This is a genomic window from Cellulophaga sp. Hel_I_12, assembly GCF_000799565.1.
Classification (GTDB): domain Bacteria; phylum Bacteroidota; class Bacteroidia; order Flavobacteriales; family Flavobacteriaceae; genus Cellulophaga.
Genome location: NZ_JUHB01000001.1, coordinates 1292947 through 1311842, shown reverse-complemented (window position 1 = coordinate 1311842; position 18896 = coordinate 1292947). Strand labels below are relative to the sequence as shown.

At 33.7% G+C, this 18896-nt stretch carries 19 protein-coding genes and 1 pseudogene; 13 read left to right on the top strand and 7 right to left on the bottom strand.

Annotation, left to right across the window (positions count from 1 at the left end):
• Positions 1 to 100 precede the first annotated feature (100 nt).
• From GQ45_RS05965 to GQ45_RS05950, 4 genes and pseudogenes are all read left to right on the top strand, one after another.
• Complete coding sequence (locus tag GQ45_RS05965) at positions 101 to 997, top strand: phosphate--nucleotide phosphotransferase (protein WP_047415967.1); 897 nt, start codon at positions 101 to 103, stop codon at positions 995 to 997.
• Positions 990 to 2372: a M28 family peptidase gene (locus tag GQ45_RS05960; RefSeq protein WP_047415965.1), complete on the top strand. Its 1383-nt coding sequence runs from the start codon at positions 990 to 992 to the stop codon at positions 2370 to 2372. Before GQ45_RS05965 ends, GQ45_RS05960 begins: the two co-directional genes overlap by 8 nt.
• Before the next feature lie 4 nt (positions 2373 to 2376).
• Positions 2377 to 2655, top strand: a pseudogene (locus GQ45_RS05955) (M13-type metalloendopeptidase); the annotation flags it as partial.
• Between the two features lie 142 nt (positions 2656 to 2797).
• Positions 2798 to 3730: a peptidylprolyl isomerase gene (locus tag GQ45_RS05950; protein WP_047415961.1), complete on the top strand. Its 933-nt coding sequence runs from the start codon at positions 2798 to 2800 to the stop codon at positions 3728 to 3730.
• Between the two features lie 538 nt (positions 3731 to 4268).
• On the opposite strand, the gene GQ45_RS05945 is transcribed toward GQ45_RS05950, so the two are convergent.
• A complete protein-coding gene (locus GQ45_RS05945) occupies positions 4269 to 4460 on the bottom strand; it encodes a cold-shock protein (RefSeq protein ID WP_047415959.1) in 192 nt (63 codons plus the stop codon).
• A 163-nt stretch (positions 4461 to 4623) separates the two neighbouring features.
• A complete protein-coding gene (locus tag GQ45_RS05940; RefSeq protein ID WP_047415958.1) occupies positions 4624 to 5259 on the bottom strand; it encodes a peroxiredoxin in 636 nt (211 codons plus the stop codon).
• 105 nt (positions 5260 to 5364) lie between these two features.
• Between GQ45_RS05940 and GQ45_RS05935 the strand changes: the two genes are divergently transcribed.
• On the top strand, positions 5365 to 5904 hold the full coding sequence (locus tag GQ45_RS05935; RefSeq protein WP_047415956.1) for a YfiT family bacillithiol transferase: 540 nt from the start codon (positions 5365 to 5367) through the stop codon (positions 5902 to 5904).
• 17 nt (positions 5905 to 5921) lie between these two features.
• On the opposite strand, the gene GQ45_RS05930 is transcribed toward GQ45_RS05935, so the two are convergent.
• Positions 5922 to 6476 (bottom strand): thioredoxin family protein, encoded by a 555-nt coding sequence (locus tag GQ45_RS05930; RefSeq protein WP_047415954.1) that lies wholly within the window; start codon positions 6474 to 6476, stop codon positions 5922 to 5924.
• A 94-nt stretch (positions 6477 to 6570) separates the two neighbouring features.
• On the opposite strand from GQ45_RS05930, the gene GQ45_RS05925 reads away from it, so the two are divergent.
• From GQ45_RS05925 to GQ45_RS05915, 3 genes are read left to right on the top strand one after another with little or no spacing between them, the layout of a single operon-like run.
• Positions 6571 to 6909, top strand: a complete 339-nt coding sequence (locus tag GQ45_RS05925) for a tRNA-binding protein (RefSeq protein ID WP_047415952.1) — start codon at positions 6571 to 6573, stop codon at positions 6907 to 6909.
• A 4-nt stretch (positions 6910 to 6913) separates the two neighbouring features.
• Complete coding sequence (locus GQ45_RS05920; RefSeq protein ID WP_047415951.1) at positions 6914 to 7837, top strand: bile acid:sodium symporter family protein; 924 nt, start codon at positions 6914 to 6916, stop codon at positions 7835 to 7837.
• Positions 7834 to 8877: a lysophospholipid acyltransferase family protein gene (locus GQ45_RS05915; protein WP_052188131.1), complete on the top strand. Its 1044-nt coding sequence runs from the start codon at positions 7834 to 7836 to the stop codon at positions 8875 to 8877. The genes GQ45_RS05920 and GQ45_RS05915 overlap by 4 nt, the downstream gene beginning before the upstream one ends.
• Before the next feature lie 64 nt (positions 8878 to 8941).
• Here the strand turns inward: GQ45_RS05915 and GQ45_RS05910 are convergent, their stop codons facing one another.
• The 3 genes from GQ45_RS05910 to GQ45_RS05900 form a co-directional block, all read right to left on the bottom strand.
• Positions 8942 to 11461 (bottom strand): M14 family metallopeptidase, encoded by a 2520-nt coding sequence (locus GQ45_RS05910; RefSeq protein WP_047415949.1) that lies wholly within the window; start codon positions 11459 to 11461, stop codon positions 8942 to 8944.
• Positions 11462 to 11539: 78 nt separating this feature from the next.
• Complete coding sequence (locus tag GQ45_RS05905; RefSeq protein WP_047415948.1) at positions 11540 to 11908, bottom strand: PUR family DNA/RNA-binding protein; 369 nt, start codon at positions 11906 to 11908, stop codon at positions 11540 to 11542.
• 76 nt (positions 11909 to 11984) lie between these two features.
• Entirely contained in the window at positions 11985 to 13739 is a 1755-nt protein-coding gene (locus GQ45_RS05900; protein ID WP_047415946.1) for an ABC transporter ATP-binding protein, read from the bottom strand.
• A gap of 169 nt (positions 13740 to 13908) precedes the next feature.
• On the opposite strand from GQ45_RS05900, the gene nusB reads away from it, so the two are divergent.
• Genes nusB through yajC form a run of 3 tightly spaced genes read left to right on the top strand, consistent with a single transcriptional unit; the run spans position 13909 to position 15682 of the window.
• Entirely contained in the window at positions 13909 to 14856 is a 948-nt protein-coding gene (nusB, locus tag GQ45_RS05895; RefSeq protein ID WP_047415944.1) for a transcription antitermination factor NusB, read from the top strand.
• Positions 14857 to 14899: 43 nt separating this feature from the next.
• Complete coding sequence (locus tag GQ45_RS05890) at positions 14900 to 15376, top strand: DUF1573 domain-containing protein (protein WP_047415942.1); 477 nt, start codon at positions 14900 to 14902, stop codon at positions 15374 to 15376.
• Positions 15377 to 15385: 9 nt separating this feature from the next.
• The gene (gene yajC, locus GQ45_RS05885) at positions 15386 to 15682 is read left to right on the top strand and encodes a preprotein translocase subunit YajC (protein WP_047415940.1); all 297 of its coding nucleotides are present in this window, start codon (positions 15386 to 15388) and stop codon (positions 15680 to 15682) included.
• Between the two features lie 94 nt (positions 15683 to 15776).
• Here the strand turns inward: yajC and pepT are convergent, their stop codons facing one another.
• Complete coding sequence (gene pepT / locus GQ45_RS05880) at positions 15777 to 17003, bottom strand: peptidase T (RefSeq protein WP_047415939.1); 1227 nt, start codon at positions 17001 to 17003, stop codon at positions 15777 to 15779.
• A 158-nt stretch (positions 17004 to 17161) separates the two neighbouring features.
• On the opposite strand from pepT, the gene GQ45_RS05875 reads away from it, so the two are divergent.
• Both GQ45_RS05875 and GQ45_RS05870 read left to right on the top strand, forming a co-directional pair.
• Positions 17162 to 17740: an RNA polymerase sigma factor gene (locus GQ45_RS05875; RefSeq protein WP_052188130.1), complete on the top strand. Its 579-nt coding sequence runs from the start codon at positions 17162 to 17164 to the stop codon at positions 17738 to 17740.
• An 86-nt stretch (positions 17741 to 17826) separates the two neighbouring features.
• Complete coding sequence (locus GQ45_RS05870; RefSeq protein ID WP_047415937.1) at positions 17827 to 18816, top strand: FecR family protein; 990 nt, start codon at positions 17827 to 17829, stop codon at positions 18814 to 18816.
• Positions 18817 to 18896: the final 80 nt, after the last annotated feature.

The window sequence follows — 18896 nt, the reverse complement described above, 5'->3', positions numbered from 1 at the left end:
TTTCTAAGATTAAGGTCTTTTTTAAACCTTTTGTTGTTAAAATTAAAGCTAATTAGTCTTGTTACGAGTATATTTAGAACGTAAAAACATGATGAGAATTATGGGTAAAAAAATAGCACTGAACATAGACGATTATAAAGTGAGTACTCAGGTTAAGCTAAAAAGTTTAAAAACCTTAGAGAATTTTGATACTGAAGATGCTGAATTAAAAAAACAGTTAGAAAAAGTTCGTCGTACCTTAGGTGAATTTCAAGATGTATTATATGCACACGGTAAGTACAGTGTTTTAATGTGTTTGCAAGGAATGGACACCGCTGGTAAAGACAGTTTAATCCGTGAAGTTTTTAAAGATTTTAATGCTAGGGGGGTTGTTGTGCATAGTTTTAAAGTGCCTACAGAATTAGAATTAAAACACGATTATTTATGGCGTCATTATATCGCTTTACCTGCAAAAGGTAAAGTAGGTGTTTTTAATCGTACCCATTATGAAAATGTTTTAGTGACTAGAGTACATCCTGAGTATATTTTAGGAGAACATATTCCCGGAATCCATACTACCAAAGATATTACAGACCATTTTTGGCAAAAGCGCTTTGATCAAATTAATAGTTTTGAAAAGCACTTGGCGGACAATGGTACTATTATTTTTAAATTTTTTTTAAATGTATCGAAAGAAGAGCAACGTCAGCGATTATTGCGTCGGTTAGAGCTTAAAAGAAAAAACTGGAAATTTTCACCAGGGGATTTAAAAGAACGTAAACTATGGGACAGGTATCAAGAATGCTACGAAGATGCCATAAATCAAACTTCAAAACCTCATGCACCATGGTTTGTTGTGCCAGCTGACAATAAAAAAGCTGCGCGTTTTATTGTTGCCGATATTTTACTGCAAGAATTAACAAAATACAAAGATATTAAGGAGCCTGAGCTTAATGATAAAATCAAGGCTAATTTACAGGATTATAAAAATCAATTAGAAAGTGAAAAGAATGAATAAATTAATCTGGATCCTATTTTTAATTAGTACTTCTATTTTTTCTCAAAAAACGGATGAGGCCCAATTAAGAGCTATTTACGACGCGGCATTAACGCAAGGTAAAGCTCACGATTGGTTAAGTCATTTATCGAACCAAATAGGAGGTCGTTTGTCTGGTTCAGTTCAAGCACAGCAAGCGGTAGATTACACAAAAAAGCAACTCGAAGAATTAGGTTTGGACAAGGTGTGGTTACAGCCTGTTATGGTACCTAAATGGACAAGAGGTTTGCCTGAGTTTGCTTATTTAGAAACAAGTCCAGGGGTCACCATTAATATGCCTATCACGGCACTAGGAGGATCCGTAAGTACACCCTTTAGAGGGATAAAAGCAAATATTGTTGAGGTAAAGGGAATCGACGAACTTGCAATTTTGGGAAAGCAACGTCTAGAAGGCAAGATTGTATTTTTTAATAGACCCATGGATGCTACCAAAATAAGCACTTTCGATGGGTATTCTGGATGTGTAGATCAACGCTATTCCGGTGCTGCGGAAGCTGCTCAATACGGAGCTATTGGGGTTATTGTACGGTCTTTAAGCTTAAGAATTGATGATTTACCACATACCGGTGCAATGAGCTACGGCGACATTGCGGTTGAAAATCGTATTCCTGCTGCTGCACTTAGTACAAGAGCATCTGATTTGCTAAGTGCTTCAATAAGTCTTAATCCCGATGTAAATTTTTATTTTAAACAAAACTGTCAGCAATTAGAAGACGTTCCCTCCTTTAATGTCATAGGAGAAATAAAAGGAAGCACGTATCCTGATGAAATAATAGTAGTTGGCGGACACCTAGATTCTTGGGATTTAGGAGATGGTTCACATGATGATGGTGCAGGTTGCGTTCAGAGTATGGAAGTGCTCCATATATTAAAGAAAATAGGGTATAAACCTAAACGGACCCTAAGAGTAGTGTTATTTATGAATGAAGAAAACGGACTACGGGGAGGTAATAAATACGCTGAGGTTGCAAAAAGTAAGAATGAAAATCATGTTTTTGCCTTAGAAAGTGATGCAGGTGGATTTACGCCTCGCGGATTTACTTTTGATTGTTCAGATGCGAATTTCGACCAAATTCAATCATGGAAACCCTTATTTGAACCTTATTTGATTCATATGTTTGTGAAGGGCGGAAGTGGAGCCGATATAGGTCCTTTAAAAAATGATAAAATAGTTATGGCAGGTCTTAGGCCCGATTCACAACGCTATTTTGACCATCATCATGCGGCTAACGATACTTTTGAACATGTAAACAAAAGAGAATTAGAATTAGGAGCTGCTACCATGACCAGCTTAATTTATTTAATGGATACCTATGGCAGCGTAAAAGAAAACTAATTTTTTTGACGGTTTGCTAAAGCATTTTAAAACTAATGGAAAACCAGAACCGATAGATGGTTTTACTGCCGAACAACGCTTTTTTATGTCTTGGGTCAAGGTATGGCGCACTATAGCTAGAGAAGACGCGCTTTTAACACAAATAAAAACAGATCCACATTCACCAGGTAAGTATCGGGCAACACAACCGCTACAAAATATTAACGCCTTTTATGGGACTTTTGATATTCAACCCAGTGATGCCGTGTATTTAAAGCCAGAAGAGCGCGTTCGAATTTGGTAAACTCAGTAAGTAATTAATAGTAGAAAAGGAGCCTAAAACAGGCTCCTTTTGTTTTGCATTAGATTTGATACTTCTTTAAATGCAAACTATTTTCTAAGCCAAAACAAAAATGTACCTTTGCGCCTTAATTAAATAAAAAAAAATGAAAGACGGAATCTACGCAAAATTCAATACTTCAAAAGGAGAAATAGTAGTAAAACTTGCCCACGATAAAACACCTGGTACTGTTGGTAATTTTGTAGCCTTAGCTGAAGGTAATCTTGAAAACAAAGCCAAAGCACAAGGAAAACCATTTTATGATGGATTAAAATTTCACAGAGTGATACCAGATTTTATGATTCAAGGTGGTTGTCCACAAGGCACTGGAACTGGTGATCCGGGCTATAAATTTGACGATGAATTTCATGTTGATTTAAAGCATGATGGTCCAGGCGTGTTGTCTATGGCAAATTCTGGTCCTGGAACCAACGGGAGTCAATTTTTTATTACACACATTGCCACCCCTTGGTTAGATAATAAACACACCGTTTTTGGTCATGTTGTAGATAGTCAAGCTATTGTTGATGCCATAAAACAAGGCGATAAAATAGACAGTATAGAAATTGTTAGGGTGGGTGCCGAAGCTGAAAAATGGAATGCTGTAGAAGCGTTTAGAACTTTTGAAGGCTCAAGAGAAAAGAGAATTGCAGAAGAAAAAGCAGCCCAAGCTTCAGAATTAGACAAAGTAGCTGCTGGTTTTGAAGAAACAGCAAGTGGGTTGCGCTATAAAATAATTCAGAAAGGTGATGGTAAAAAAGCTGTGGCTGGGATGCATGTTTCAGTTCACTATCAAGGAGCTTTAATAGATGGAACCGTATTTGATTCTTCCTATAAGAGAAAAGAACCCATTGATTTTCAAGTGGGTGTAGGGCAAGTGATTAAAGGCTGGGATGAAGGTATTTGCTTATTGCAAGTAGGAGATAAGGCTCGTTTTGTAATTCCTTCTGCCTTAGGATATGGTAGCGCAGGTGCAGGTGGGGTTATTCCGCCAAATGCCATACTCGTTTTCGATGTGGAATTAATGAAAGTGAGTTAATTTCATAAAATTTAAAAGGTAATTAAAAAGGGTTTCAAAATTTATTGGAACCCTTTTTTAATTTTAGTTCTTCTGTTAACGCTGACCAACAAAAGGACCATATTAACAAAGATTAAAACCATAAGAATACTAAAAAAGGTAGCCATAGTTAGTTAGATTAAAAGGTTGTACTACTCATGAAACATCTACAACAGGTAAAACCCTACTATTAAATTGTTCTAATTTTTGCTTTTGATGTCTTTATCCTGAAAAAATAACGTATAAGTGTTAGGTGTCATTTCAATACTTAAGCTAAAAAACGATTTTAATTAGTAGCGCTATCTCGTAAGATTTTGTGGGGGAACTTGTCACATACCAAATAGATGCGAAATATGTAAGAAAGTTGCGTTCTAGATGAGACTATTTTTTGACCATTAAAAGTTATGTAGCAATATTAACGGCTCTTCGGGGAAAGTAAATAGTCAGGTACTAATTTGCAATAAAAAAGCCCAACGTAATAGTTGGGCTTCTAAATCAAAAAAAAGTTGTTACGTATGTATTATAGTACTTTTACATTTACTGCGTTCAATCCTTTTTTACCTTGTTGTAATTCAAATTCTACAACATCACCTTCGCGAATTTCGTCGATTAAACCAGAAATGTGTACAAAGTGATCTTCGCTTGAGCCATCTTCAGTGATAAATCCAAAACCTTTAGAATCATTGAAGAATTTTACTGTTCCTTTATTCATTATAAAATATTAAAAAAATTAATTAATGTGCAAATATAGTATAATTTAATTTAACATTTTCATTTTTTAGCGCTTATCTTAAAAAAAATCAATTTCATTAGGTCTAGATATAAAAAAACCTGATCAATAAGCGATCAGGTTTTGTAACAATAGTTTTATGAATTTACGACGGATCTGGCGTCATGCGCAAATAAGGCTTAATTTCTTCAACACCTTTTGGGAAAATTTTGATAGCATCTTGGGTGCTAATAGCAGGACTTACCACAACTTTATCTCCGTTTTTCCAGTTGGCAGGAGTAGCTACTTTATGATGTGCAGTTAACTGCAATGAATCTATGACACGTAACAATTCGTAAAAATTACGGCCTGTAGACGCGGGATAGGTGAGCATTAATTTAACTGTTTTATCTGGAGCAATGATAAATACGGAGCGCACTGTTAGGGTACTATCTGCATTTGGATGAATCATATCGTAAAGATTTGATACCTTACGATCTTCATCAGCAATAATCGGAAAATTTACACTTGTATTTTGCACTTCATTGATATCTTTAATCCACTCCGCGTGTGAGGCGGCGCCATCAACACTTAAAGCAATCATTTTTACATTTCTTTGATCAAATTCGTCTTTAAACTTAGCGGCAGTTCCTAATTCTGTCGTGCAGACTGGTGTAAAATCTGCTGGATGTGAAAATAAAATTCCCCAACTATCGCCTAAATAATCGTAAAAATTTATCATTCCCAGAGAGCTATCTACTGTAAAATCTGGTGCTATATCTCCTAATCTAATAGTTGCCATTATGTCTTTTTTTTTATTTAAATTAATAGTCTATAAAACTAGTAGATTATATTGGAATATAAAGAGTTTAAGCGTTAAAAATCTATTAAAATTTTTGTTATTTTTATGGCTATGATAGAAAATTTAAAATATCCTATTGGCGTATTTGTACAACCTTCAAAAATTACAGATGATTTAATTGAGGATTGGATACACGTGCTAGAAGTACTCCCTGAACGTTTAAATGATGTCGTGAAAGATCTTTCAGATGAACAATTAAATACACCATACCGGCCAAATGGATGGACGGTCAGGCAACTTGTGCATCATTTAGCAGATAGTCACCATCATAGTTATACGCGGTTTAAATGGGCATTAACTGAAAAGTCTCCTTTAATAAAGCCTTATGACGAAAAAGAATGGAGTGAAATTTTTGATGCCAAATCAGCGCCGATTCAACTTTCATTAGATTATTTAAAAGCGCTACATAGCAAATTGGTGTATTTATTAAAAGGTTTGTCAGCTTCTGACTTAAAAAAAACATACCTACATCCAGATCATCCAAATCATCCTGTTTCTGTAGCTGAGAATATTGCAAAATATGCGTGGCATGGCAGTCATCATTTAGCCCATATTCAAGCTTTAATTCATCGTAAGGGTTGGTGATTTTCACTTAGAATTTTTTATTTCCATTTGATATTACATCCCATACTGGGTTTTTGAATACTTGAAATTGGGCGATTACTCAAAAGATTATCGATAGCATTTTTTAAATCAACTCCTGTCAAGGGTTTTTTATTCCCTGGTCGAGAATCATCTAATTGGCCGCGGTACACAAGGGCTAAATTTTTATCAAAAAGGTACATATCAGGAGTACAAGCCGCATCATACGCTTTAGCGACCTTTTGGGTTTCATCAAACAAATATGGAAAAGGATAATGCTCTTTTTTTGCCACTTGTTTCATGTAGTGTGGTGCATCTTGTGGATAATTCTCAATATCATTACTTGAAATAGCCACAAAGGAGATGCCTTTTTGTTGATATTCCAAAGCTATTTTGGTCAGTAAGGGATTTACATGAATTACATAAGGGCAATGGTTGCAAATAAAAAGGATGACCGTACCATTTTCTCCTTTTAAATCGTTTAAAAAAAGTCGTTGATCACTTATGGTGTCCATTAAGTTGAAGTCGGGTGCTATTGTGCCTAAAGGCAACATATTACTTGGTGTTAAGGCCATTTTCTTAGATATACCCCTAAAGTTATTAGAATTTTAAATATTTTCGGCTAATTTTAGGATTGAATTTTTAAATTACCATTCCAAATACGATGACATGAAGGAGCTGATACAAGGGTCAGATTTTGAGAAGATAGACATTCGAGTAGGAACAATTGTGAACGTTCTAGAATTTCCTGAGGCCAAAAATCCGGCTTATAAATTAGAAATTGATTTTGGTGCCGAAATAGGAATAAAAAAAACATCAGCACAGATTACCACATTGTATAAAGAAAGTGATTTAAAAGGAATGCAAGTCATAGCTGTTATAAATTTTCCTAAGAAACAAATTGCTAATTTTATGAGTGAATGTCTTATCTTAGGGGCAGTTCAAGGTAAAGAAGTTACTTTACTGCAACCCAATTTACCTGTAACCAACGGACTTAAAATAGCCTAATCATTTGTCAGTAAATAGCATAGATACCATTCATATCAATTTTAATGAAGCATCGCTATGGGTTTTAAATATGGCTTTGGCTTTGGTGATGTTTGGGATAGCCTTAGAAATATCATTGTCAGACTTTAAAGAACTTTTTAAAAATCCAAAACCCATTCTTGTAGGTGTTTTAAGTCAATTTCTGTTGTTGCCTGCGGTTACTTTTTTATTAGTTTTTAGCATCAATCCATTGCCCAGTGTAGCTCTAGGGATGTTTATGGTAGCGGCTTGCCCTGGTGGCAATATTTCTAATTTTATTACTCACATGGCGAAGGGCAATAGTGCACTCTCTGTTTGCTTAACCGCAGTAGCAACCCTTTTAGCTATATTTATGACTCCATTAAATTTAGAATTTTGGAGTTCATTTTACCCGCCGGCGGCTGCTATTTTAACAACGATTGCTATAGCACCCTTAGCGATGGTTAAACTTGTATTTTTATTACTTGGTATTCCTCTTGTGGCGGGTATGATGGTTAATTATTATTTGCCTGCACTTGCTAAAAAAGTAGCTAAATTATTAAAAGTTGTATCCCTAATATTTTTTGTTGTCTTAATTTTTATTGCCTTATATACCAATAGAATTATCTTTCTTGAGTATGTGTTTTACGTTTTTTGGATTGTTGTGCTTCACAATTTAGTGGCATTCACGACAGGGTTTTCCATAGCCAAAGTCTTTGGTTTATCCTCAGAAAATACAAGAACCATAACTATTGAAACGGGGATTCAAAATTCTGGATTAGGATTGTTATTGATTTTTACTTTTTTTGATGGTTTAGGAGGCATGGCACTACTTACTGCTTTTTGGGGTATTTGGCATTTGGTGTCTGGCTTAATCTTGGCTACTTTTTGGAGTTCTAAAACTATAGAAGATAAAAAGGAACTGGCTTGAAAGATTTAATTTATAAAATAGTTAGAGCAGTTGTTAAAGGCTTGTTGCACCTTTATTTTGGTCAAATAGTAGTTCGCGGAATTGAAAATGTACCTAGAAATAAACCTGTTTTGTTTTTATCAAACCATCAGAATGCTTTTTTAGATACTATTTTAATTGGCACCGCTTGTGGCCGAAGTCCTTTTTTTTTGACACGTGCCAGTGTGTTTAAAAATAAAATACTAAAATCGATTTTTACTTTTTTTAAAATGATTCCTATTTACAGAATTAGAGATGGAATCAAATCCCTAAAAAATAATGAACAAACGTTTTACATTTGCACAGAACTCCTAGCGAAGAGCGAAGCAATTGTACTATTTCCTGAGGGGAATCACAATTTAAAAAGGAGGGTTAGGCCACTAAGCAAAGGGTTTACCAGAATTATTTTATCTAGTTTAGAAAAATTTCCGGATTTAGATATTTATATAGTACCTATTGGTTTAAACTATAAAAACGGAGCAAATTTTCCAGATAAGGTAGCCGTATTTTATGGTGAGCCTATTCGAGTACAAGACGTATATAATGCTCAAGATGTGGTTCGTTCTAAAGATATTTTTATAAAATTAGTTCATGAGCAATTAAAAACATTAACAACGCATATTGAAAGTGAAAAGGACTACGATGCCATTATTGAAAAATTAGAACTGTTAGGAGCTGATTATTTAGTTCCTGAGAATATCAATAAGAGTTTAATTCCTATCACAGAAAGCACAAAAATACCAGAGATCAAAAGTAGTCAAGGTTGGTTTGACTTTTTTAGTAAATTTATTTTCTTGCTGTTTAATTTTCCAATGGTGTTCTCGTGGAGAAGGTTTATTAAACCAAAAATTAAAGAACAAGAATTTATTAGTACCATGCGATTTGCTTTCTCAGTAATTGCTTATCCTTTTTATTACCTATGCATACTAGTTTTAGGAATATTTTTTTGGGATATACCTATAGCACTTATGATAAGTATCGCTTTGTTTTTAGGTAATTTGACCTATACCAAATTTAGCTAAAAAAAAACAGGAAGCACATTTACTATGTACTTCCTTTTTTATAAGTCATCAACTTTTTAAACTACTACATCAAATCTCCAAAGAAAATAGCATTCATTAATAATTTATTGGTACCGTACCAAAAAGCTCTAAAGTTGGTGTTGTCTGTGAATATGATCACATTTCCACTTCCAGAACCTTGGACCTGAAATGGGACACTATTTTTAAGCAATTTTAATTTTTCTTCAGAAATATACCCACTTAATAGGGGGTTATTGGTGTATTGAATAGGGTTGTTGTAACTATTTTTATTGGGCTCTATAAAGATATTGGTATTTCGAAATAAGGCTAAATGATTGTTTTTATAACCGAAATTTATAGGATGCGATCTATCGATTTTGGTGTCAAAAATAGCACCACCGGTTACTTGTGCACCTGAAAATTTTTCTCTTTGTTCGTAACTGATGTTTTTGGCTACAAGCGTATCATTTTTAAACTTCAGTTTTATAAATTCATTTTTTTCTAACCAATTTGTTGTACCTCTATACCCAATTAAATTACCGCCATTTCGCACCCAGGTTTTTAATTTTTCAGTACCAGATTTATCTAAGCCACTATTGGTGTTTGGCATAATAATCGCCGTATACCGATCTAAATCAGTCCTGCTGAAGTAATCAGCATCTAATTTTGTGAGCTTTATATCATAACGTTGGTCAAATAAATGCCATATTTCTCCGGCATCGTAAGACGTGATACCATTACCTACCAAGATAGCTACTTCTTGTTTTTTGATTGTTTTAAATTCATTACTACCTAAATCAATACCAACAGTGTGCCCAGTACCTACCGAAACAATCTCAATGGCACTTTCTTGTGCTACCGTCGCTAAAAAGGTATGAAGCTCAGTGGCATCTAAATCTTGATTCTGAACAGGAATCATAATAGTACCATAGTCATAAGACTTACCTTCCACACTAAAAGGTGTTTTACCAACTTTAACACGAATACCCTTATTTAAAATGGCATTTAATGCTTTTGGGGAGTAATATTCGTGCCATTCAAACAAGTATGCGTAATTTGCTTTAGGGCCAATAGAACCTTTCAAGGGAGCTAATTTCGTAATTTCACTCCCTGCATTACTTAAGGAGTTTACTTCTTCATAATCCACATCAAAGGCTAGGGGAAATGTCCAAGCCGAAATATCATAAAAAAGACTGTCCGTAAATGTGGTTCTTTTTTCGAACATCGCTTTTACTAGTCTTTGGTTTCTTTGGTTTAATGGAATTACATAACTATTTTCTTTCTTAAAATTTTTGCCATTAATAGTAGCATCATTAGCCAGAGAGTGGAATTTTATTTTTTGACGTTCTAGTATTTCTGCTAAATGCCAAGCTTTTGCAGCATCTTTGCGATCTCCGAAAATTATCGCGTTATTTTTGCTTTTTAAGGCTTCATTAGCAGCATCTTTAAAAAACTGCTGTTGGTATTTTAATATTTTAACCCGCATCGCTTGTGCAGCTTCAATGGTAGAAACCGCAGTTGTAAATTGGTTGCGTATCGTAAAAGGAAAGGTTATAATTCCGTTGTCACTTTCTTGAATATGACCACGAGAACTCGCTTGTTCAAATAAAATACCTATACCTCCATTAACATCAGGAAAGGTAGAGCCCTTACCGTAATAGTAATCATCATAATCTTCTTCAGAATAATATAGAGAACCAATTTTATCTAAGGCTTTAGAGTGGAATGTACCTATTTCGGCTGTAAGTTCTTGGTTTATTTTTGGTGTTAGTGGATGCACTCTATTGGGTTCTCCTGGCTGAAAAAAGAAGCTAGAGTTCGTCCCCATTTCATGATGATCAGTTAAAATATTAGGCATCCACTTATGAAAAGTTTCAATGCGAGCTCTGCTTTCTGGCAATTGAACAGGTAGCCAATCTCTATTCATATCGAACCAATAATGATTGGTGCGTCCGCCTGGCCAAACTTCGCGGTATTCTCTATCGTTTCCATCGGGGTTTAAATTGTCACTTCGGTGCATGTTAGCCCAATAGGCAAAACGTTGTAAGCCGTCAGGGTTAAACGATGGATCCATTAAAATAACCGTTTCTTCTAGTAATTTTTCAATTTCAGGACCTTGAGCTGCTGCTAAATAATAAGCATAAGCTAAACCGGCGTTTGCCCCACTTGGTTCATTACCATGGATAGAAAAACCTTGGTAAACAACGATTGGAATGCTGCTGACATCTGCATTACTTCCTTCACTAGTGGTGATGGCATGGTGATTTTGTTGAATGTCAGCTATGTTTTGATGATTTTTTGGAGCGGTAATCGTAAGTAATAGTAAAGGACGATCTTCAAAAGTCTTACCACGATCCTCAAGGCTAATGCGATCACTTGCCTTGGCTAATGCTTGCATATAGTAAACTAATTTATCGTGCGTTACGTGCCATTCACCTACCTCATGTCCGATGATTTCAGAGGGCTTAGGAATCTCCTGGTTGTAACTTACATTTTGCGGTAAGTAGTACTCTAAACTTATTTTTTCTTGGGCCTGTGCAACTGTGCAGATAAGTGTAACTAGCGTGAGTAGTATTTTTTTCATAATTATTTGGTTTTAGAATACTGTAAAATAAAAAACGACCCTTTTTGAAAAGAATCGTTCTTACATCATTTAAATATATTAAATATCATCAAAATTTACATCGGTAAAGCTATCCGGGGAATTTTCGGTAATCGTATCCTCATCTTCTTTTTTAAAATCTTTTTGATGACGCTCTGAAATTACTTCTTGCCCTTTTTCGTTAATGATGTACTCCATCATTTCATCTAAATTTTCTTTAAAAGCAGAAAAATCTTCTTTGTAGAGATAAATTTTATGTTTTTTGTAATGAAAAGAACCATCGTCATGTGTAAATTTTTTGCTTTCGGTTACGGTTAAGTAGTAATCTCCTGCTTTTGTACTTCTAACATCAAAAAAATAAGTTCTTCTACCTGCTCTCAATACTTTCGAATAAATTTCCTCTTGATCCATTGCGTCTCTATCTGCCATATTTATAATCGTATAGTGTTATTGATTTTCTATAATGTCAAAAGTGGAAAAAAAAAGCTAATCTGACAAGATTTTTTTAGTTTTCTTTGTCGAGTAGTTGGTCATTATATAATTCTCTATAATACCCTTCAACGTCCATAAGGGCATTATGTGATCCTTGTTGTAATAAAGCGCCTTCTTTCAAAATAATAATTTTATCTGCATTTTTTGCCGAAGATACTCTATGACTCACAATTAAGGTAGTTCTATTGGTAGAAGCATTTTTTAGATTGTTTAATATTTTTTCTTCTGTCTCTGTATCGACCGCTGAAAGACAATCATCAAACAAATAAATTTTTGGGTCTTTTATGAGGGCTCTTGCTATAGAAACGCGTTGTTTTTGACCCCCACTTAAGGTAATGCCTCTTTCTCCAAGAACAGTTTCATATTGTTTACTGAAGTCCATAATATTTTTATGAACTACAGCTTGCTTCGCAACAGCAATAACTTCATCATCAGTAGCCTCTTCTTTGCCGAATTTAATATTATTTTTTATCGACTCTGAAAAAAGAAAGGCATCTTGCGGTACCGTTCCTATTTCATTTCTGAGGCTGTTGAGATTTAGTTTTTTAATAGGTACATCATCGATTAAAATTTCTCCAGCGCTAACATCATACAAACGAGCCACTAAATCTAAAATAGTTGATTTTCCAGAGCCTGTTTTTCCAATAAAAGCCACAGTTTCTCCTTTTTCAATGACGAACGAAATATTTTTTAAGGCTGTTATCTCAGTGTCTTCATAAGTAAAACTTACATTTTTAAACTCAATCTTCCCCTGAATTGGTGTTGGTTGAAGCGCTTCATTTTTTATGCTTGGAACGATACTTAAAAATTCATTTATTCTTTTTTGAGATGCCTCTGCCCTTTGCACTATAGAGGTCAACCAACCGATAACAGCTACAGGCCAGGTTAACATATTGACGTAAATAACAAATTCTGCAATAACACCTATAGAGTCTATTTCTCCATTGATGTATTGATTACCACCAATATAAATCACAAAAATATTACTGATACCAATTAATAAAACCATTAACGGGAAGAACCAGGCATTTACCCTAGCCAAATCCATACTTTTGGTTTTGCCCTCATTGGCTAAATCAGTTAATTCTTGGTTTATTTTACCCTCTAAGCCATAGGCCTTAATAACAGAAATACCTGAAAATGATTCTTGAGTAAAGGTTGATAATTTTGATAAAAATTGCTGAACTATGGTACTACGCTGGTGAATAACCTTACTTATTTTATAAATTAAAACAGATAAAATAGGCAAAGGAATTAAGGTATAGGCCGCTAGAACTGGAGCGTTTATAAACATAATGGGTATAATACAGGCAAAAAGTGTCACGGTGTTTATACCATACATTAAGGCAGGGCCAGCATAATTTCGAACTTCACCTACGTCTTCACTAATGCGATTCATTAAATCACCTGTTCTATTTTTTTTATAAAAATTTAGATTTAGAAGTAAATAGTGATCAAAAACTTCATTTTTTAAATCGTACTCAATATATCTTGATACTTTAATAATTGTTTGCCGCATTAAAAACGTAAAAAGAGCCGCTAAAAGTGCTGTTCCAACAATGATTAAAATATTTTCTAATAAAAGTTCCTTAGCTTCTGGTTTAGCAATGATATCACTGCCATAATCTTCGACAACCTGAATCGATTTTTTTACATAAGAAGGGGTAACCAATGAAAATACTCTGGCAATAATGGTAATAAATAATCCTAACAATAATTGTATACCATATTTTTTGAAATATTTATTGATATATTTTAATTCCTTCATACCTTATAATTGTAGTAACATCCTTTTTACAGACAATTCGACAAAGATAACAGTTTGTACTAAAACCAAACGGAATAATACAAATAAGATATCCTAAAAGCATAGGTGATTTTAAAAATATAATCCTATTTTTGCGCCTTTAAGTTTAACTAAAAATAAGTTCTTTATAATGCTAACAAGAAGGCACGTGCGAGTAAAAGTAATGCAAAGTGTGTACGCATTAACACGTTCTAATGATGATTCTTTAGAAAAACAACAGAAGTTTTTAAAGTTCAGTATAGAAAACACCTATGCATTATACTTATTAATGCTCAGTTTGGTGAAAGAAATACATGCCTTAGCCAAAGATCAAGTAAAACTATCTTCGAATACCTACCTTACTTCCACGACAGATAATTATCTGGACAAGGAAAAATTTATCAATAATGAGTTTCTAAAGCTAATTGCTGACAATGCGCCATTTAAAGCCGAATTAGAACGAAGAAAGCTAGATAATTGGTATTTAAACGATGAGTACGTTAAACTTTTATACAAGGAGATTATACAAAGTGATTTCTACAAAGTATACATGAACAAAAAGGGTTCAAACTTTGATGAAGACAAGCAATTAATTGTGGATCTCTACAAAAACATCATTGCTCCCAACGATAAAATCTATGATTATTTTGAGGACGATAAACTAACTTGGGTAGATGATATTCCGCTTGTAAATACCTTTATTTTAAAGTTATTTAAGAAAGTAAAGCCCAATGCCTTAGCCTCTTATTTTTTACCAGAATTGGTAAAGGATCAAGATGATATTGTTTTTGCTAACAAGTTATTGACGAAAACCTTACTCAATAATGAGGCATTAGTGAAAGAAATTGAAGTAAAAACGCCCAATTGGGATAAAGACAGAATTGCAGATATAGATGCCATACTATTAAAAATGGCCATCACCGAATTATTACATTTTCCATCAATTCCAGAGCGCGTCACCATGAATGAATATTTGGAGCTAGCAAAAGAATATAGTACACCAAAAAGCAGCACGTTTATTAATGGAATTTTAGATAAACTAGTTAAAGAGTATCAAAAAGAAGGAAAACTTAATAAATTAGGAAGAGGCTTATTGTAAATATTGTTTATTTTTGTCAGAAATTATAAAACTTTAAACGTTTATGAAAAAAATAGTAATCACCTTAAATCTTTTATTAGTTGTTGCATTAGTATCGTGTAAAGAAGATGCTACTAGTAAAATTATTAATTCAAACGTTCAAGTCGCAGAGCAAAGAGATGCTGATGCGAAGAAAATTCCTGTGATGAGTTTCGATAAAACGGAACACGATTTTGGAACTATTGGAGCGAACCAAGCGCAAGAAACCTTATTCAAATTCACTAATACTGGTAATGCCCCTTTAGTTATCACTTCTGCGACGAGTACTTGTGGTTGTACCGTTCCTGAAGTTCCAAAGGAGCCAATATCTCCAGGAGAATCAGGAGAATTATTAGTAAAATTCAATGGTGCAGGCGCCAATGCTGTTTCTAAAATTGTTACCGTTACGGCGAACACGGCAAAAGGTACAGAGCAACTTACCATCAAAGCATTTGTAACACCTGCAAATGCAATGCCCGCAGGTCCATTAAAACAATCTTAATAAAAAATAATGTTAGAAAAATATCCATTTTTACCTTTAATTGCCATATTTATAGTTTTTTACTTCTTTATGTTGGCACCCCAACGAAAACGCCAAAAACAGGAAAAAAAGTTTAGTGCGGAATTAAAAAAAGGAGATAAAGTTGTTACTAAAAGTGGCCTGCACGGAAAAATTGTAGAGCTAAGCGAAAAAGATGATTCTTGTATTATTGAAACAATGGCAGGAAAATTAAAATATGAACGCTCAGCACTTTCCATGGAAATGAGTTCAAAATTAAATGCACCAGCAGTTATTGAAAAAAAGTAATACTGATGTATTATTTAAAATAAAAAAAGCACCTTAACATTAAGGTGCTTTTTTATTGTCAATCATTTTTGCTTTGAAATATAATTGTTAGCATTTAGGCTTTCTGCGCGGTAAGCTCACAAATTTTGATAATTACAGCGATAGCACTTTGCATACTTTCAACCGGAACATATTCATATTTTCCGTGAAAATTATGGCCACCTGCAAAAATATTAGGGCAAGGTAGACCCATAAAACTAAGTTGCGAACCATCGGTTCCACCACGAATAGGTTTTATAATTGGGGTGATATTTAATAGTTCCATAGCTTCTTTAGCGATGTCTACGATATGAAAAACGGGTTCTATTTTTTCACGCATATTAAAATATTGGTCTTCGATACGGATATCAATTGCGCCACCATGAGCAGCATTTAAATTCGTTGTTATTTTTTGTAAAAGTTCCTTACGCTGCTTAAACTCTTCCTGATCGTGATCTCTTATTATGAGTTTTATTTTTGAAGTTTCGATGGATCCTGAAATATGATGCACATGAAAAAAACCCTCCCTTCCTGATGTTTTTTCAGGGACTTGATCTCTTGGTAGTAAGGCTATAAATTCATGGGCAATAGTGATGGCACTTACCATTTTATTTTTGGCATATCCAGGGTGTACACTTTTGCCCTTTATCGTTATTTCTGCGCTTGCGGCGTTAAAATTCTCGTATTCTAATTCACCTATTTGGCTCCCATCCATAGTGTAAGCCCAGGATACACCAAATTTTTTAACATCAAATTTGTGGGCCCCTCTCCCTATTTCTTCATCAGGTGTAAAACCTACCCTTACGGGTCCGTGTTTTATTTCAGGATGCTGAATTAAATACTCCATAGCCGTAATAATCTCAGTTATCCCAGCCTTGTCATCTGCGCCTAAAAGGCTTGTGCCGTCTGTTGTAATTATTGTTTGACCTTTATATAACAATAAATCTTCAAAATAATCAGGAGATAAAATTATGTTTTCATCTTTGTTCAATACGATATCTTTTCCATCGTAATTTTTAATAATTTGAGGCTTAACGTTTGCGCCCGAAAAGTCAGGAGAGGTATCAAAATGAGAAATAAAACCTATGGCAGGGACATTTTTATCGGTATTACTGGGCAGTGTCGCCATGATATAGGCGTACTCGTCGATCGTAACATCTTGCATGCCAATAGCTTTTAATTCGGTGACTAAGGCATGTGCTAAAACCCATTGCTTTTTGGTACTAGGTGTCGTTTTTGAGCTTGCATCGCTTTGGGTGTCTATAGTTACATAGCTTAAAAATCGGTCTATGATGTGTTGCATTCTTTTTTTTTATAAAAGTACGATTTGGTCATTTTATAAAGGCTTATTTCATCGATTATGTTCCTTTGTAGAATTATAATATTGTAATTGATAATCAAAGGGTTATAGGTTTTTGTTAAAAAAAAAGGTATATTTGAGAGGACCTCAAACTTAAATAAATGAATATTTCGCCTGAAAAATCAACATGGTTTTTGTTTGTTCAAGGCGATTTGAATATGTTTTCTTTGATATTTAAAGAATATTATCCGTTTTTGCATAATTATGGTTTAAAAATCTCTAATGATATTGATTTTACCGAAGATTGTTTGCAAGATTTTTTTATATATCTCTACGAACATCGTGAAAGTTTAGGGGAGGTGAATCATATAAAGTCTTATTTATTTATATCGTTTAGAAGAGCAATCTTGAAAAGACTAAAAGAGAAAAGAAAAATTGTCGCGCTTAAAAATCCGTATGAAAGGATTAAAAAATTTCAGTTTTCTCAAGAAGAATTAACAGTTCAAAGAGAATTTACTTCAATTCAAAAAGACACTCTTTCTTTGCTACTTAACAAGCTATCTACCCGCCAAAAGGAAGTGGTTTACTTAAAATATTATAGCAACTTAAAAACAACTGAAATTGCAGAAGTGATGCAAATTAGTTATCAGAGTGTTTTAAACATGCTTCAAAAGGCTTTCATAAAACTTAGAGCTAATGTTGAAGACGAAACCATTCGTGCTATTTTAAAAAAAACTTAAAATTTTCTTAAAAAAAATAGGGTATAAAACAAATACGATCTTCTCTTTATAAGTAGAGAGCTATTTTTTTGGCTTGTGATCTGGTTATGAAAGAGGAAAACGATATTTTTTTAGAAAAGCTTTTGAATGACGCTTCTTTTGAGAATTGGGTGCAAAAGACAAATAAAAACGATATTGTTTTTTGGGATGCCTGGGTGAAAAATAATCCTGACAAACTAAAATTGGTATACATGGCTAAATCAATTTTATTGGGAATTTCTTTTGATAAGAACCTTATCTATGAAGACTATGTTAATGAAAGGTTGAGTCAAGTATTAGAAAAAATTCATTTGGTCAAAAATTCAAAGTTAAAAATATACCAGGATAAAGCTAGAATCAAAAGATTACAATTTTCACTAGCTTCTATTGCGGCTGTTGGTATATTATTTTTGACTATTATTTTTTTTAGGGATAATCAGGTAGTATATAAAACTGGTTTTGGAGAAACCTTAGATTTAAAATTAGCCGATGGTACTTCTGTTATTCTGAATGGTAATTCTGAAATAAGCTATGAAAAAAATTTCCCGAGGGCTGTTTATTTAGAAGGTGAAGCTTATTTTAAGGTGAAGGCAATACCCGCTACGAAAGCTAAATTTTGGGTTCAAACCGAAAATTTAAAAGTTGAAGTTTACGGTACGCATTTTAATGTAAGAGCTAGAGATAAAAAAACCGACGTTTTGTTGGATGAAGGGTCTATTCAATTGGTCTTTAAAAGTGGAGAGAACAAAAAAATGATTCCTGGAGAATTAGTTTCCTTTTCTGAAAAACAAATGACTCATGAGAAAATTAATACATCTTTAAAATACGCCACATGGAAAAACGACACCTATATATTTAATAATATGCCCCTTATAGAGGTAATGAAATATATTGAAAACACCTATGGAATACCCTCTGAGTTTAAAAATACGGAATCAAAATCATTACTTATCTCCGGAGGAATCCCTAATGAAAATTTAGCCATTTGTCTATCAGCAATTCAAAAATCTGTTGGGGTTGATATTAAAATAACAACTGATAAACTAATAATTAACTAATGAATACTAACTAAAACAAAAACTATAATGAAAAAACAAATTTTAAAAACAACGTTATTCCTGTTTTTATGTATAGGAAT

Bases quoted from the DNA above. Each gene is read 5' to 3' on its own strand.
- GQ45_RS05965 (WP_047415967.1), top strand. From the start codon at position 101: ATGGGTAAAAAAATAGCACTGAACATAGACGATTATAAAGTGAGTACT.
- GQ45_RS05940 (WP_047415958.1), bottom strand. From the start codon at position 5,259: ATGGCAACTATTAGATTAGGAGATATAGCACCAGATTTTACAGTAGAT.
- GQ45_RS05945 (WP_047415959.1), bottom strand. From the start codon at position 4,460: ATGAATAAAGGAACAGTAAAATTCTTCAATGATTCTAAAGGTTTTGGA.
- nusB (WP_047415944.1), top strand. From the start codon at position 13,909: ATGCTAACAAGAAGGCACGTGCGAGTAAAAGTAATGCAAAGTGTGTAC.
- GQ45_RS05875 (WP_052188130.1), top strand. From the start codon at position 17,162: ATGAATATTTCGCCTGAAAAATCAACATGGTTTTTGTTTGTTCAAGGC.
- GQ45_RS05910 (WP_047415949.1), bottom strand. From the start codon at position 11,461: ATGAAAAAAATACTACTCACGCTAGTTACACTTATCTGCACAGTTGCA.
- GQ45_RS05935 (WP_047415956.1), top strand. From the start codon at position 5,365: ATGGCTATGATAGAAAATTTAAAATATCCTATTGGCGTATTTGTACAA.
- GQ45_RS05960 (WP_047415965.1), top strand. From the start codon at position 990: ATGAATAAATTAATCTGGATCCTATTTTTAATTAGTACTTCTATTTTT.
- pepT (WP_047415939.1), bottom strand. From the start codon at position 17,003: ATGCAACACATCATAGACCGATTTTTAAGCTATGTAACTATAGACACC.
- GQ45_RS05870 (WP_047415937.1), top strand. From the start codon at position 17,827: ATGAAAGAGGAAAACGATATTTTTTTAGAAAAGCTTTTGAATGACGCT.
- GQ45_RS05925 (WP_047415952.1), top strand. From the start codon at position 6,571: ATGAAGGAGCTGATACAAGGGTCAGATTTTGAGAAGATAGACATTCGA.
- GQ45_RS05950 (WP_047415961.1), top strand. From the start codon at position 2,798: ATGAAAGACGGAATCTACGCAAAATTCAATACTTCAAAAGGAGAAATA.
- GQ45_RS05905 (WP_047415948.1), bottom strand. From the start codon at position 11,908: ATGGCAGATAGAGACGCAATGGATCAAGAGGAAATTTATTCGAAAGTA.
- yajC (WP_047415940.1), top strand. From the start codon at position 15,386: ATGTTAGAAAAATATCCATTTTTACCTTTAATTGCCATATTTATAGTT.
- GQ45_RS05900 (WP_047415946.1), bottom strand. From the start codon at position 13,739: ATGAAGGAATTAAAATATATCAATAAATATTTCAAAAAATATGGTATA.
- GQ45_RS05890 (WP_047415942.1), top strand. From the start codon at position 14,900: ATGAAAAAAATAGTAATCACCTTAAATCTTTTATTAGTTGTTGCATTA.
- GQ45_RS05930 (WP_047415954.1), bottom strand. From the start codon at position 6,476: ATGGCCTTAACACCAAGTAATATGTTGCCTTTAGGCACAATAGCACCC.